The organism is Streptomyces caelestis, assembly GCF_014205255.1.
GTDB lineage: Bacteria > Actinomycetota > Actinomycetes > Streptomycetales > Streptomycetaceae > Streptomyces > Streptomyces caelestis.
Genome location: NZ_JACHNE010000001.1, coordinates 4,971,310 through 4,985,647 on the forward strand (window position 1 = coordinate 4,971,310; position 14,338 = coordinate 4,985,647).

12 protein-coding genes are annotated in these 14,338 nt (G+C 70.8%); 1 reads left to right on the top strand and 11 read right to left on the bottom strand.

Annotated elements, in window-relative coordinates:
• Nucleotides 1-2: 2 nt before the first annotated feature.
• The 3 genes from HDA41_RS22765 to HDA41_RS22775 form a co-directional block, all read right to left on the bottom strand.
• Complete coding sequence (locus HDA41_RS22765; RefSeq protein WP_184986636.1) at nucleotides 3-914, bottom strand: ATP-binding cassette domain-containing protein; 912 nt, start codon at nucleotides 912-914, stop codon at nucleotides 3-5.
• 89 nt (nucleotides 915-1,003) lie between these two features.
• Nucleotides 1,004-1,324, bottom strand: coding sequence for a winged helix-turn-helix domain-containing protein (locus tag HDA41_RS22770; protein WP_184986638.1), 321 nt, complete (start codon nucleotides 1,322-1,324; stop codon nucleotides 1,004-1,006).
• The gene (locus HDA41_RS22775; protein WP_184986640.1) at nucleotides 1,324-1,779 is read right to left on the bottom strand and encodes a hypothetical protein; all 456 of its coding nucleotides are present in this window, start codon (nucleotides 1,777-1,779) and stop codon (nucleotides 1,324-1,326) included. The genes HDA41_RS22770 and HDA41_RS22775 overlap by 1 nt, the downstream gene beginning before the upstream one ends.
• Nucleotides 1,780-2,114: 335 nt before the next feature.
• Here HDA41_RS22775 and HDA41_RS22780 point away from each other — a divergent pair, with 335 nt between their 5' ends.
• Nucleotides 2,115-2,918, top strand: coding sequence for an AfsR/SARP family transcriptional regulator (locus tag HDA41_RS22780; RefSeq protein ID WP_184986642.1), 804 nt, complete (start codon nucleotides 2,115-2,117; stop codon nucleotides 2,916-2,918).
• Between the two features lie 177 nt (nucleotides 2,919-3,095).
• Here HDA41_RS22780 and HDA41_RS22785 read toward each other — a convergent pair whose 3' ends face one another.
• The 8 genes from HDA41_RS22785 to disA form a co-directional block, all read right to left on the bottom strand.
• The gene (locus HDA41_RS22785) at nucleotides 3,096-4,052 is read right to left on the bottom strand and encodes an LLM class flavin-dependent oxidoreductase (RefSeq protein WP_184986644.1); all 957 of its coding nucleotides are present in this window, start codon (nucleotides 4,050-4,052) and stop codon (nucleotides 3,096-3,098) included.
• The gene (locus tag HDA41_RS22790; protein ID WP_184986646.1) at nucleotides 4,052-4,219 is read right to left on the bottom strand and encodes a hypothetical protein; all 168 of its coding nucleotides are present in this window, start codon (nucleotides 4,217-4,219) and stop codon (nucleotides 4,052-4,054) included. Before HDA41_RS22790 ends, HDA41_RS22785 begins: the two co-directional genes overlap by 1 nt.
• Nucleotides 4,216-7,056 (bottom strand): type 2 lanthipeptide synthetase LanM, encoded by a 2,841-nt coding sequence (lanM, locus tag HDA41_RS22795; RefSeq protein WP_184986648.1) that lies wholly within the window; start codon nucleotides 7,054-7,056, stop codon nucleotides 4,216-4,218. The genes HDA41_RS22790 and lanM overlap by 4 nt, the downstream gene beginning before the upstream one ends.
• Entirely contained in the window at nucleotides 7,053-9,236 is a 2,184-nt protein-coding gene (locus tag HDA41_RS22800; RefSeq protein ID WP_184986650.1) for a peptidase domain-containing ABC transporter, read from the bottom strand. Before HDA41_RS22800 ends, lanM begins: the two co-directional genes overlap by 4 nt.
• Nucleotides 9,237-9,238: 2 nt before the next feature.
• Nucleotides 9,239-12,283 carry a type 2 lanthipeptide synthetase LanM family protein gene (locus HDA41_RS22805; protein ID WP_184986652.1) on the bottom strand — a complete coding sequence of 1,015 codons (3,045 nt, stop codon included), beginning with the start codon at nucleotides 12,281-12,283 and terminating at the stop codon, nucleotides 9,239-9,241.
• 126 nt (nucleotides 12,284-12,409) lie between these two features.
• Nucleotides 12,410-12,574: a class II lanthipeptide, LchA2/BrtA2 family gene (locus HDA41_RS22810; protein ID WP_184986653.1), complete on the bottom strand. Its 165-nt coding sequence runs from the start codon at nucleotides 12,572-12,574 to the stop codon at nucleotides 12,410-12,412.
• Nucleotides 12,575-12,600: 26 nt separating this feature from the next.
• The gene (locus HDA41_RS22815; RefSeq protein WP_184986655.1) at nucleotides 12,601-12,765 is read right to left on the bottom strand and encodes a plantaricin C family lantibiotic; all 165 of its coding nucleotides are present in this window, start codon (nucleotides 12,763-12,765) and stop codon (nucleotides 12,601-12,603) included.
• A gap of 432 nt (nucleotides 12,766-13,197) precedes the next feature.
• Nucleotides 13,198-14,322 (bottom strand): DNA integrity scanning diadenylate cyclase DisA, encoded by a 1,125-nt coding sequence (gene disA / locus HDA41_RS22820; protein WP_184986657.1) that lies wholly within the window; start codon nucleotides 14,320-14,322, stop codon nucleotides 13,198-13,200.
• Between the last annotated feature and the right edge of the window lie 16 nt (nucleotides 14,323-14,338).

The window sequence follows — 14,338 nt, forward strand, 5'->3', positions numbered from 1 at the left end:
CGTCACGCCCCCTGTCCGGCCCGGTACTCGACGGCATCGCTGGTGAGCTGCATGAACGCTTCCTCCAGGGAGGCCACCTGAGGGCTGATCTCGTACACGGTCACCTGCTGCTCGGCCACCAGGGCACCGAGCGTCTCCTGTGTCGTCCCGGTGGCCTCGATCGACCCGTCCAGCCCGGTGGTGGCGGGGATGCCCGCCGCGGCGAGCACGTCGAGCAGCCGCTCAGGCTGCGGCGTGCGGATCCGGATGTACGAGCGGGAGTTGCGGTCGATGAACTCCGCCACGGACGTGTCGGCCAGGAGCCGTCCCCGTCCGATCACGATCAAGTGCTCGGCGGTCAGCGCCATCTCGCTCATCAGATGGCTGGAGACGAACACCGTGCGGCCTTCGGCGGCCAGCTTCTTCATCAACTCGCGGATCCAGAGGATCCCTTCGGGGTCGAGGCCGTTGACCGGCTCGTCGAAGAGCAGCACCGCGGGGTCGCCGAGCAGTGCGGCGGCGATGCCGACCCGCTGGGCCATGCCGAGCGAGAGCCCCTTGGCGCGCTTGTCCGCCACCGCGCCGAGCCCCACGATCTCCAGGACCTCGGCGACCCGCCGGTCCGGGATGCGGTTGCTGCGGGCCAGGCCCAGCAGATGGCCGTGCACGGTCCGGCCGCCGTGCAGGGCCTTGGCGTCCAGCAGCGCACCCACGGTGCACAGCGGGCGGGGCAGGTCCTCGTACCGTCTGCCCTCGATGAGGACCTGCCCGGCGGTGGGCCGGTCCAGGCCGATCATGGCCCGCATGGTGGTGGATTTGCCGGCTCCGTTGGGGCCGAGGAAACCCGTCACCCGGCCGGGTTCGACTCGGAAGGAGAGCCCGTCGACGGCGAGTGTGGTGCCGTAGCGTTTGGTCAGTTCCTGTACTTCGATCATGCCGTTTCCCCCTGGTGCGGTCCTCGCCCGCGCAGCGCGCGGGCGGGCATGACGCCCCCGGTCGATGGTGCTGTGTCGGTCTGGTCGTCCTAGTCGTCGTGGTCGAGCGGGTGTTCCGCCGCTGTGCGGGCCACCGCGGCGATGCGTTCCAGGGCGGTGGCGTGCCGCCGGAAGGCCTCCCGTCCGTGCGGTGTCAGCCGCACGTGGGTACGGCGGGGCCGGCCCTGCGTCTTGCGCACGGCGACGTACCCCTCTGCCGCCAGTGCGGAGACCTGCTTGGACAGCGCCGAGTCGCTGGTCTCGATCGCGTCGCGCAGGAAGCCGAACTCCACCCAGGAAGCGGGTGCGAGGAGCGAGACGATCGCCAGCCGCGCGGGAACGTGCAGGAACTCGTCGAAGTCCGCATCCATCAGCCGCGCCGGCCTTCCCGGCGCACCAGTGCCTCGAACGCGGTCCGCGCCCATGCCGCGCCGGGCAGGCTGACGAGCGCCAGCACGGCTCCGGTGAGGGTGTGCGGGACTGGTGTGCCGAGGGCCTCGGCGGCGGCGGAGAGGCCCGCGAAGGCCCCGACGAGGATCCCCGCCACGGCCAGCGCGAACAACTGCTCCACGGCGGACGGCCGCCTGCGCACCGCGGAACGCCGCCGGTGGAGCACGAACTGCCAGGCCACCAGGGCGGCCAGCGGCAGGATCATCGCGCCGTTCCACGGTGTGGGCAGGTCGAACGAGGCGCAGACCAGGAAGATCATCAGCGCCGTGATGAGCACGTACGGCCGGGAGAAGCCCTGACGGGCGTAGGCGTCGCGGGTCTGGTTCTGCCGGCGGTGGATGTCGTCGAGTGCGGCCTGGGCGTCGTCGGAGGTCATGCTGGGCCCCTCGGTCGTCTTACTTTCCTGAGAGGAAAGTAGCAGCTACTTTCCTCAAAGGAAAGTAGCTACTGGTGATTTAAGTCACAGCAGCCATGTTCGGACTTGCGTGTGCGATCTCGAACAAAGAATGTGGGGGCGTTCCGGTTGACCGCCGGAAGGGGCCACACCGGAAGAGCGCACCCACATCCTGAGTGCCGTGATTCCAGGCACAACTGACATAACGGGGGACTCGCCATGCGCATATTCATGCGTCGTATTGATGCGCAGAGACGGAGATTTGCGGCCGCAAGGCGCGGCCGACACCACCCCGCACCGTGACGGGGGGCGGGGGAATGCTCTTCAGGATTCTCGGCCCGCTCCGCGTCCAGGGGGAGTCGGAGCCGTTCTCACCCGTCCGGCGTGCGATCCTCACCGCCCTGTTGCTGAAGGCCGGGCAGCCCATGGGGAACGCGCAACTGGCCGAACTGCTGTGGGACGAGCCGCCGGTCTCCGCCGTGGCGAACATCCGCAGCCACATCACCGGTCTGCGCCGCGACCTCGACCGTGCCGTGCCCGGACTCAGCGGCAGGGTCCGGACCCATCGCGGCAACCAGAGCGGCTACATGCTCGATGCCGCCCCGGAGGAGGTCGATCTGCCGACCTTCCTGCGGGACTCACGGCACGGCCGGAACCTGCTGGCGCGAGGTGAGGCGGACCGCGCCATCGACACACTGGAAGAAGCCGTGGCCCTCTGGCGCGGCCCGTTCGGACAGGACCTGCCGGCGACCCGGTGGTTCGACGCCCACACCGCGGGCCTCAACAAGGCCCGGCTGGACGCCTACCAGGACCTGTTCACCGCCCTGGTCCTCGCGGGCCGCACCGAGATGCTGTCGTACCGGATCGAGAGCCTTGTCGCGGAGGCCCCCTACCAGCAGCGCCTGTGGCTGCTGCTGGTAGGGGTGCACTGTATCGAGGGCAACGCCGCCGACGCGCTGACCGTCATCAAACGCTGCGAGAAGGTGTTCGTCGACGGCCTCGGCCTCGACCTCCCGCCGGACGTCGAGGCGATGCGGGCCGCCGCGCTGAGTTGGGACCGGGAACAGGCACTGCGCCTGATCGCCGCCCGTACCGCCCTGCTCTCCCCCAGCCCCGGCTGAGGGGTACCCGCACTGCGCCCGCCCGGGTCGCGCGGCCTGGCACCGCACCTCGCCGCGTTGCCGAGAAGCCCTCGTAGTGGAGCTACGAGGGCTCCGCAGCGCCTCGCGATCCATGGCACCGGACCACGGCGCACCGGACCACGGCGACCTCATCGGACGCTCACAGCGCAAGGACCCTCAGGAGGAGCCCGGCAGTGATTCCAGGATGCGCAGAAGATCCCGGGCGGCGGTCTGCGGGCCGTGCACCAGGCCGACCCCGGTGGCGTTGAGGACCACCTCGTCGACACCGGCGGCCCGGTACGCGGCCAGCCGCTCGTGAATCTCCTCCGCGCTCCCGTACAGGAACACGCCGCCGTCGACCAGCCGCGTCGCGTCGTCCTGCTCGCCGCGCACCTCGATACCCGAGCGCCGCAGGGTGTCCTGGTAGTGGGGCAGTTGGAGATGCGAACCGCAGGCCGCGCCGGCCAGGTCGGCGACCTGGCGGTCCGGCCCGGACAAGGCGACGGGCACGATGGCCGTGACCTTCAGCGGCTCGGGCAGCGCGCGCTCGGCGGCCCGGGCCGCGGGGATCAGGGTCGAGCCCAGGTACTCCGCCGACCCCATCCAGGTGATCGCCCTGTCGGCGACCTCACCGGCCAGGGTCGCCATCCTCTCCCGCAGCACGCCGAGGCCCACGGACACCGGCGGTGCGGGAGCCTTGATCAGGCTCGCCGACACCGAGTGGTACTCGCCCGCGAGGTCGACCTGTTCCCCGCTCACCAGACGGCGCACGATCGAGACGTACTCCCGCGAGGCACGCAGCGGACTCGCGTACGGCCTGCCCAGCAGACCCTGCTGGAGCGACACCGAGCCGGGCCCGAACCCGGCGACCACCGGGTGCCCGGTGGCCAGAGCGACCGAGCGGGCCTCCACGGCGGCCTGAAAGGGCGAGCGGAACGGCATCAGCGACACCCCGAACCCCATCGGGACCCGTATGCCGATCCCGGCGAGCCAACTGGCCAGATGGTGGGACTCCAGGACCATGCCCTGGCCCTGCCACAGCCGCTCCGCCGCCGTCCAGCGGACCAGGTTCGCGAACGGCACCACCTGTTCGGGCCGGTTCGGCCCGAACGGCAGCAGGATCGAGTACCGCACTAGTGCCCCCGCTCGCGGCCGCTCCGGACGTACAGGACGACCGAGGCGATCGTGCCCACCACGACGGCGAAGACGGCACCGCCGTAGTTCTCCTGGGTGATGGCGACGGCGGCGATGATGACACCGATGACCAGCGCGAAGCCGGCGCCTGCCTTGTTCTTGCTCATGACGGTTCTCCTGTAGCTGTCCGCGAACGGACGTCGTGGGGGGAGGTGGTGTGCGGGGCCGGACCCATCAGCGCGACCGGGACGGCCGGGCCGCCCGTGCCCGAAGCGACGGCGTGCAGCAGCACCTCGGTGTCACCGACGCCGGCCCAGCCGAACATATAGCCGAGCAGGGAGGTCCTGCCCACGGCTGAGGTGTGGAACCCTCGGGATCGCGCCACGGCCGTCACCCGCTCCTGGTACTCGATGGCCCGGTCCAGCAGCCGGTCGTCGCCCAGCAGCCGGCCCGCCGCGACGAGCGACTGGACCACTCCGCTGCTGCCGTGACAGACCGACAGGTCCACCGGCCCGTCCTCGGGGAGCCGGGTCGCCCGGTCCGCCAGACGGTCCAGTCGGCCGCCCGACAGCAGCTCCTGCCGCCCGGCCGAGACCAGGATCTCGGCGGCGGTCAGCAGCAGCCCGGCGGCTCCGTTGCACCAGCCCGGCACCGGTGGTTCGTCTCCCTCGGCCAGCCGCCCGGCCAGCCAGTCCGCAGACCGGCGCGCCGGTTCGGTGTCACCCAGGACCCGGCCGGCACGCGAGGCGGCCCAGCGCAGGCCGAGGTCGCCGTGCGCCACGTCGTACCAGTGAAAGCCCGTGAGCGGGCGTCCGGCCTGGGCGAGTGTCAACTGCCGCAACCGGTCCAGCCGTTCGGCACCGACGAGCGGGGCCTCGCCGGACTCCAGCCGGGACAGCAGCAGCATCAGCAGACCGGCCGGTCCGTTGGCCAGATCGGCGTCCAAGGTGCCTACCGCGGCTCGCTCGTCGATCTTGTCCAGAACCTGTTCCAGCCAGTGCCGGTCCACCCCGTTCGGGCGGGCCAGGAGCAGCGAGGCGGCACCGGTGAAGACACCCTCCGGCACCTCGAGCAGCAGGGCGCCGTACTCCGCGAGCAGTGCGTCGAACCCGCGGTCGGCGGCGCGGTGCGCGTCCCGCAGGCCCGGGTCGTGGTGGGCCGCGTTCGCCAGGAAGGCGACGATGCCCCCGGTGTCGTGGAAGGAGATGAAGTTGCCCGGCGTGACGGTGGGCGCACTGCGGTCCGGCCCGATCCCGCACACCCAGCCGGTCTGCGGGCCGTCCGGGCCGTCGTACGACACCCCGACGGAGGCGATGGTGCGGGCGATCCGCGTCCACCGCTCCCGGGGCGTGCCACCGTCCAGAGCGCCGGCGAACACGCTGTGCCGGCACAGGCCGCCCGGCCGGTCCCCGGCGGCGATCTCGCCGAAGCACTCCTCCAGCAGGAAACGATGGAACGCGTCGCTGCGGCGCGCGTTCACCTCGAGTCCGCAGCGCGCGAAGTCCAGCGGCGAGGTCCTGTGCACGCCCGGGAACCGGCTCCCCGGCGTGGCCAGTTCGGTGGAGCCGCCGCGCGCGACGAAGTACGGCACGTTTCCGGTGTGCAGACCGGCCCGCTCCTGCTCGCCGACGTAGGCCGCCGCCTCGGGCGTCAGGTAGTCGGGGTACTTGCCGAGCAGCCGGAAGATCCGTTCGGCCTCCTCGGGGCGGCCCAGGTAGTCCGGGTGCGTGGCGGCGTCCAGGAAGCGGCTGTAGACCATGGTCGACCGGATCAGGACGCGCACCGGCATGTCCGGGTAGGTGTCCAGGACCTTGGCCAGACGCTCGTCCCGGACGGCGGCCAGGGCGTCGGTGCAGCCCTCCAGGATGTCCGCGAAGTGGTCGACGGGGGACAGGGCGGTGCCGTCGAGACGCGGCACGTTGTTCTTGTGCCGGTAGGTGACGTTCTCCCACACGATGCGGATGCCGTCCGTACCGGTGTCCCGGATCACCGGCCGGCGCATCTTCGACGTCTGCTCGCCCTCGACACCGACACCCGCCATGTTCAGGTCGATCGGCGAGTTGGGGTTGGCCATCGGCACGAGCATCGTGGAGACCACGGAGAGCTTCAGCTGGTTGATCAGCAGGTGTGGCAGCGAGTCGTTGTCCACACCGGCGTTGGGCCGGACCATGGTCTCGGTGTCGATCACGCAAGGGTGCTCGCCGGCCGCCAGCAGGTTCTCCTCGTGCAGATCGGACGCGCCGATCGCGCCCAGGAGCGCGCACAGGGCACCGAACCGGTAGAAGTAGCGGGCCGGTTGCTCCGGGTCGTCCATCGGGCCCGGCGTGACGAACTGCTGCCAGCCGTGCGAGCCGACCGTGACCGAATCCGGCACGCAGCCGCGCAGCGAGTGCTTCAGATGCGGGTCCGCCGCCGCGTACAGATCGCGCACGAACGCGTCGGAGACCAGCGGCCGCGGCTTGAACACGATCCTGCTGCCATCCGCGAGACGTACGCCGACGACCTGCCGGTTGTCGTTGTGCAGATCCGCGCCGGTGGCGAAGAGCTCCGCCACGGTCGCCTCGGCGGACGGCAACAGCCCGGCGGCGAACAGCGTGGCGCGGTCGCGGGCATAGGCGGCGAACAGGTCGGCGTAGGCGTCGAGCGAGTTGCGCAGGACCGTCTCCAGGCGCTCCCGGAGCACCGGGTACCCGTCGAGGATCCCGCGGCCGGCCGCGTCCCGCAGGTGCTGCCGGAACTGCTGGAGGGCCTCGTCGCCTTCGGTGGTCATGGGCAGTCCGCGCTGCTCGCGGAACGTGTGGAACTCGCCGATGAGCATGCGGAAAGCGTGCCCCTCGACGGTTCCGACGAGGTCCTCCCACACCTGGTCCAGGAGCGGATCGACATGCTCCGGCGCGGCGGTGGCGGCGACCAGGTCACCGAGCCGGTCACGCACGCGGTCGCGGGGAATCAGCTCCGTGTAGAAGGGGAGGAACGCGGGGATGGTCACGTCCGGTCCGGTCATGCTCGCTCGCCTCCGAGGAGTGCCTCCACGGGTTCCCCCGTGAGCTGGTGTGCGGGCCCGTCCGCGTAGAGGTCCGCGTAGACCGCGCGAGCGGCCAGCAGCTCCTCGTGCGTGCCCTGCTCGACCACGCGCCCGCCGTCGAACACGTAGATGCGGTCGGCCGACCTGATGGTGGCCAGCCGGTGGGCGATGATCACCTGGGTGGCGCCGATGTCCTGGATGATCTCCGTGACGCGCCGCTCGTTCACGGTGTCGAGGGAGGCCGTCGCCTCGTCCATCACCAGGATCCGGGGCCGCTGCAACAGCGCCCGGACGATCGCGAGGCGCTGGCGTTGCCCGCCGGAGAAGTTGGCGCCCATCTCCGACACCAGCGTCTTCAGGCCCATCGGCAGCTCCTCCAGGAAGTCGAGGATGCCGACGCTGTCGCAGTAGGCGCGCACCTGCTCCAGCGAGATGTCCTGGCCCAGTGTCAGGTTCTCCAGGATCGTGCGGTTGTGCAGGTGCACCTCCTGCGGGATGTAGCCGATGGCCCGCCGCAGCGCGTCACGGTCGTACTCGGCCATGGGCCGACCGCCGAACCGCACGGTCCCCTCGGTGGGTTCGTACAGCCCGCAGATGATCCGGCCGAGGGTGCTCTTGCCCGACCCCGACGGGCCGACCAGGGCGACCCTGGAGCCCGGCGCGATGTCCAGCGAGACGTCGTGCAGCACCGGATCGCTGTGCTTGGTGTACCGGAAACCGACGCCCTCCACGCGGATCGACGTCGAGCCGAGCTCCGTACGGCTGCCGCCGCGCGGCTCGGACGGCGCGTCGGTGATGTCGTGCAGCCGCGCGAGGTACCGGGACGCCTCGTTGAACTCGGTGTACGTCTGGAACACCGAGGTCGCCAGCGCGAAGTACGTCGCGGACACCGCCTGTACCGCGATCGCGGCACCCAGCGAGATCTGTCCGTGATTGACGAAGTACAGGCTGGCCAGCAGCAGCACCATCGGACCGAACATCTGGGTGGTCGTCGTCAGCCCGGAGATACGGCCCTGCTGGAGCCGCATCCGCGCCTTCATCGCGTCCAGGGACTGGCCGTACGTGGTGCTCCAGCCCTCGATGAACTGGTCGGCGTAGCCGCCCATCTTGATGGTGGGGATCGACACGATCGCGTCCAGCTGCGTGGACTGACTCTTCGACAGATGCGCGATCTCGGCGTCCACGGCCTCCAGCACCCGCACTCGGGTGACGACGAGATAGGCCGCGTTCAGCAGGAACAGCCCGGACGCGATGAGACCCAGCCGCCACTCGGTGACGAAGAGGTAGACCGTGACGCAGGCCAGCGTGCCGACGTCGAGAATGCCCTGCGCGACGCGGGACGACAGCAGGTCCCGGATCGAGTTCACGCTGTTGAGGCGGAACAGGAGCTCACCGGGTTGCCGGGTGGTGAAGAACCGGTATGGCAGGGCCAGCAGCTTGCGGAAGGTGTGGGTCATCAGATGGCGGCCGAGCAGGGCGACCAGCGACGACAGCACGGCGACCCGCACCAGGTGCAGCGCGAACCAGCCCACGGCCACGGCCAGAACCATCCCGATGACCTGCGAGAGATCGGCCAGTCCGGACCAGCGCGCGGTGCGGTCCACGGACCACTCGGTGAGCATCGGGATGCCGAGCACGGCCCCGTAGCCGCTGAGCGACAGCAGCGCCACCATGGCGATCCGCTTCCGGGCCCCCTCGGCGAACAGCGGGATGCCACGCCACTCGGCCAGGGGCTTGCCGCGGGTCCTGTCGAAGTCCGGGCCCGGCTCGGCGGCCAGCGCGATGTCGCTGAAGCCGGCCTCCAGCTCGTCCCGCTTGATCCGCCGGCGACCGACCGCCGGGTCCATGACGACCGCGGTGGTGCCGTCGAACTTCTCCAGGACGACGAAGTGGTAGTCCTCCCAGTAGAGGATCACCGGCGAGGTGAACTTCGCCAGCGCGGAGACGTCCTTGATCCGATACGCCTTGACGTCCATGCCGCGCGAGGCGAGGAACTGGGCGAGCTGCTGTGCGGACAGGCCGTCGCGGCCGGCGTCCATCGCCTCGCGGGCGGTGGAGAGTTCCTCGGCGCGCCCGTGGTAGCGCAGCAGGGCGACGCACGAGCACAGGCCGCACTCGGTCTGTGTGACCTGGGTGACGGTGGGGACACGGCGTGCCATGCTCATCGTTCCTCGGCGGTGAGGGTGACGGGACAGACTCGGACGGCCGGGTCGAGCCGGTTGACCAGGTGCAGCACGATCCCGGAGGTTCCGACCATGAGGCTGTTGGTGTGCGCGTAGCGGCTGCGGGAGTCGTTCGTCTTGCGGAGGAAGACGTCCGGTTGCAGCCACCGCCGCTCGATCGCCTCCAGTTCGGTCCGCAGTCCCGTGCCGGCGTCACCCGCGGCCCGGGCGAGGGCCGTCAGGGCGGCGTGGTTGCCCAGGTCGCCGTGGCACCAGGTGAAGTTGCGGCCGAAGCCGTGGCTCAGGGTGTTGGCGATCGCCCGGTCCCGCAGGGCCGCGGCCCCGTCGTCGCCGGAGACCGAGTGGTAGGCGGCCAGACCGAGGGCGATGCCGGTCGCCCCGTGGCACCAGCCGGTGGAGAAGGACCGCGGGCCGGTGGTGTTGGAGTACCAGTTGCCCTCGTCGGCGTCGTAGAAGGTGTGCAGCCGCTCCGCCAGTCGCGTCAGGACGGGTTCCACCTCCCGGCGCCGGTCGGCGGACAGCTCGGGCAGGGCCCGGCACAGGGCGTGCAGCACACCGCTGACGCCGTGCGCGAAGCCCGACTGGGACAGCACGTTCCGGCCGCCGGGGCTGTCGGAGCGCAGCCCGTCCACGAGCAGGGTGGTCAGCAGGTCGGCGGCCGGGGCCGCGTGCGGACCGCCGATCGCCGTCACGCACGACAGCACACCGGCGAGCCCACCGATGACGTCCAGCGGCAGCTCACCGGGCGGCTGCTCGCGTATCTGCTCCAGCACCAGCGGCAGGGCCTCGCGGGCGGCGCGCGTCCAGTCGTCCTGGCCGAGGATGCGGCCCGCCGTGGACAGGCCGAACAGGATGCCGGCCATGCCGGTGTAGCCGCCGTAGCCGGCTTGCCGGACGCTGCGGGTCTCGTAGCGGTGGCCGGCGAGGATGTCCGCCGTGGTCGAGAAGATCTGGGTGGCCAGGTCCCGGTAGGCGGGGCGCTCCAGCAGCCGCCCAGCGGCGGCGAGTGCCAGGGCCGGCCCGGTCCGGCCGGTGTACAGGTCGTAGCCGAGCACACCCGGGGGCCAGGGCCGGTCGGCCTCGGCGGACGCGAGCGGGCCGATCCAGGTGCGAGGGAGGTGGGCGAAGCGGTCGGGGCGGGAGGTGGTGACCAGGTGGTCACACAGGGTGGTGACGAGGTCGGTCAGCGCGCCCTCGGACCGGCCGGGAGCCCCGGCGGGGGCCGGCACGGCCGTGCCGCCGGCTGCCTCGCGCGCTGGTGTGAGGTGGTTGTCGGGGAAGCGGGAGGCGAACGCCGAGTGCAGCAATCGCAGTTGCTCGCCGAGTTCGAACTCGGTCAGCTGTGAGCTCTTCGTCAGGGCCTGCTCCAGCGGCGACTGCGCGAAGGACGCGCCGACCTCGGTGCCCTCGCCGTCGGTCAGGGCGGTGCCGGTCGCGGCGACCGTGAAGTACGGGACGTCCCGCTCGGCCAGCTGCCGCAGTTCGGAGCGGACGATGTGCCGGTCCGAGGTCTTGCTCGCGATCGCGATGCGCTTCAGCAGCGCCAGGTAGGGACCGGTGGAGTCGAGGGCGTGCGGGCTCGACACCATCCGCAGCGTCTGGGAGTACAGCACGGTCGGGTTGTGCACGTAACGGACGCGGATCCCCGCGGCGGCCTTGCACAGCAGGGACGTCCAGCTGTCCGGGGCGGCCATGACGGCACGGAAGACCCTGCTGAAGCCGTCGGCCATGCGCCGGCCGAGCTCATGCGTCTCGTCCTCGGTCAGGGTGCCCACGACGGTGTGCCGCTCCTCGACCGGCGCCGACCGGAAGGCGAGACGCACGCGGTCGGTGAACGGGGCGTCGAACTGCATCGACTTGAAGGGCGAGGAGCCACGCCCCTTGTCTCCGAGGAAGCCGAGGTCGACGTGGCCGCCGTCCGCGCCCTTCCCGGCCATGACCAGCGGAAGGATGCCGATGCCGTAGATCGACTGGCCGATGGCGGCATACGCGTTGCCGGGCGCCTCCGGAGTCGGGCCGGTGTGGATCCGCTCCGGGTGCAGGATCGTCTCCAGGTCGATGGGGAGCGGGCCCCGCCGGGTCGGCAGGATGTTCTCGAAGTGCATGTCCCGCGCGTTGAGCAGGTACAGCACCGCCGCGAGCTCTCCGCTGTCGTACATGAACTGCGCGGACATGTCGGACACGTCCTGGGAGTCGACGAACTCGACGTAGCCGTAGCGGTCCCGTTCGAGCACGGTCGCCCAGGCGAGCCGCGTGTCCAGCCGCTGGTTGAGCTCCTGGGCGATGGTCGTGTACGCGGCCTCGCAGGAGACGTCACGGGGCTTGTACACCAGCCGCTTGCCGGACCGGAAGGTGAGGACGGACACGGTCCGGCCGTGGTTGTGGGTGTCGCCCTCGGACGACCCGAAGGACACCAGCGGATCGGCGGCGTCGATGCCGAACGTCTCCGCGAGGGCGGCACGGTCGGCCGTGAGGCGGGTGCACAGCTCACGGATGGCGGTGGCCTCGTTGCCGAGGACGACGCGCGTGACGTCCCGCAGCACGGGGAAGGACAGGCCGCTCACGGCCTCGAAGGAGGCCCGGCACGACTCCCGTACGAAGTGCTGGTAGCGCTCCTCGGGCGTGGAGCCTCGCAGCACGCCCTGCTCCCGGGCGTGGTTGACGGCCGCCACCAGAGGGCGGGTGTGTATGTCGCGCAGCCGGGCCTCGGCCCGGTCGAGCAACTGGACGAGCAGCGCGTCCGGGTCGTCGAACTCCCCGGCGAAGGGACCCAGCGGGTCGGTGTCCGCGAGCGGGGCGGCGAGCGACCTGACGACGCGCTGGAACGGATACCGCTCCGGGCTGTTCAGCCACTCCGTCACCGAGGGGCGGTCGACCGCGGCCCGTGAGGGGGCGTTCGCGGTGTCCGCGGGCCGGCTCCGGAGAACGGCGAGGACCTCGTCGTCGAACTGCGCCAGTGGCGTGATGGTTTCTTCGACTTCGGCGCTGTCGAACTCTGGGTAATAATGGGCTGGAGTTGTCACGTTCTTGCCGCTCCATCTGTGCGCGTTATCGAGAAAACATCACAGGAGGGCGGAATGGGAATCAGAGAACCGGTCCCCACTCCGCCTCACCGTGCTACGCGCTCACCGACCGGGGTGAGCCCGAATTCAGCACTTGCTGGTGCACTTGGTGGTCGGGCACGCGGCGGCCGACACCAGGGTCACGGTGGCGATGCACCACGGGCCGGTGCCGCCGTGGGTGTCCGCCTCGCTCAGCTCGATGAGCTCGGCCTCGTCGTAGCCGCCGAGCAGGTCGGCCTTCTTGTCCTGCATGATGTTCTCCTTCTTGGTGACGTGAGTCAGCTGCAGTTGGGCTGGCATTCCTTGGTGAGGGTGCACCAGCCACCGTTGTTGCCGAGGCTGTCGGAGAGCGAGAAGGTGTTCGTGGTGCACGCGCCGTACGCGACACCGTCGAAGTCCTGCTCCGCGATCTCCTCGAGCAGAGAGATGTCTCCCTGGTACATGAGGTCCTCCTAGATAGGGAATTCGGAACACCGGCCCCTCGCGGCCGGCGGCCCGTAACTCATCCTGGAGGACGGGCGTTCGCTGGGAATGGCGGAGTGACTACTTCCGGAATGCTCGCGAGATGGCTGAAGAGTGTGCGCCGGACACCTTTGGAATGCGGCGCGCGGGAGTTCTGCGTACAGCGCGCGCATACGCCCCGCACAGGGAGATGAAACGCCTGGCCGCAGAGGACGTGGAGCGCGATCAGCGGCGCGTCTCCCTCCAGGGTGCGCGGGCGACGGCCCCGCGATCGGTGCCCAGTCGCGCGGCCACAGCGGTGTCCCCGACGCCGGAGCATCTGCCGGGCAGCGCCCGGGCTCCGCCACTCATACGCCTGAGGGCGGTACCCGTGACCGGGTACCGCCCTCGGCTCTTCCAGGCGCAGGGTCGCCTCAGACGTACCGCTCCAGGATCGACGACTCCGCCAGCCGCGACAGCCCCTCGCGGACGCTGCGCGCCCGTGCCTCGCCGACGCCGTCCACCGTCTGCAGGTCGTCGACGCTCGCGGCGAGCAGCTTCTGGAGGCCGCCGAAGTGCTCGACCAGGCGGTCGATGATCGCGCCGGGGAGCCGGGGCACCTTGGCGAGCAGGCGGAAGCCGCGCGGCGACACCGCCGAGTCCAGCGTCTCGGGCGCGCCGGTGTAGCCCAACGCCCGGGCCACCGTGGACAGTTCGAGAAGCTCGGCGTGGGTGAGGGCGTCCAGCTCGGCCAGCGCCTCGTCGACCGTGCGGGAGCGCTTGGCGGTGGGCTCGGGGACGTAGTCCCGCACGACCAGCTCGCGCTCGGGCTCCACACCGGCGATCAGCTCGTCGAGCTGGAGGGCCAGCAGCCGGCCGTCCGTGCCCAGCTCCACCACGTACTCGGCGATCTCCGTGGCGATGCGGCGCACCATCTCCAGGCGCTGGGCGACCGCCGAGACGTCCCGGACGGTCACCAGGTCCTCGATCTCCAGCGCCGACAGCGTGCCCGCGACCTCGTCGAGGCGGAGCTTGTAGCGCTCCAGGGTCGCCAGAGCCTGGTTGGCGCGGGACAGGATCGCCGCCGAGTCCTCCAGGACACGGCGCTGGCCGTCCACGTACAGGGCGATCAGCCGCATCGACTGGGAGACCGAGACCACCGGGAAGCCGACCTGCTTGCTGACGCGGTCCGCGGTGCGGTGCCGGGTGCCCGTCTCCTCCGTGGGGATCGTCGGGTCGGGGACCAGCTGCACGCCCGCGCGCAGGATCTTCGACAGGTCCGAGGACAGCACGATGCCGCCGTCCAGCTTGCACAGCTCGCGCAGACGGGTCGCGGTGAACTCGACGTCCAGCACGAAACCGCCGCTGCACAGCCCCTCGACCGTCTTGTCGGAGCCCAGCACGATGAGACCGCCGGTGTTGCCGCGGAGCACGCGTTCCAGGCCGTCGCGGAGGGCCGTTCCGGGTGCCACGGCGCTCAGGGAGGCGCGCATCAGGCCATCGGTACCGGCACTCCCGCCGGACTTTCCGGGAGCTGATGCCCGGTCGTTGGCTGCCACTGCACTCCTCCGGTCG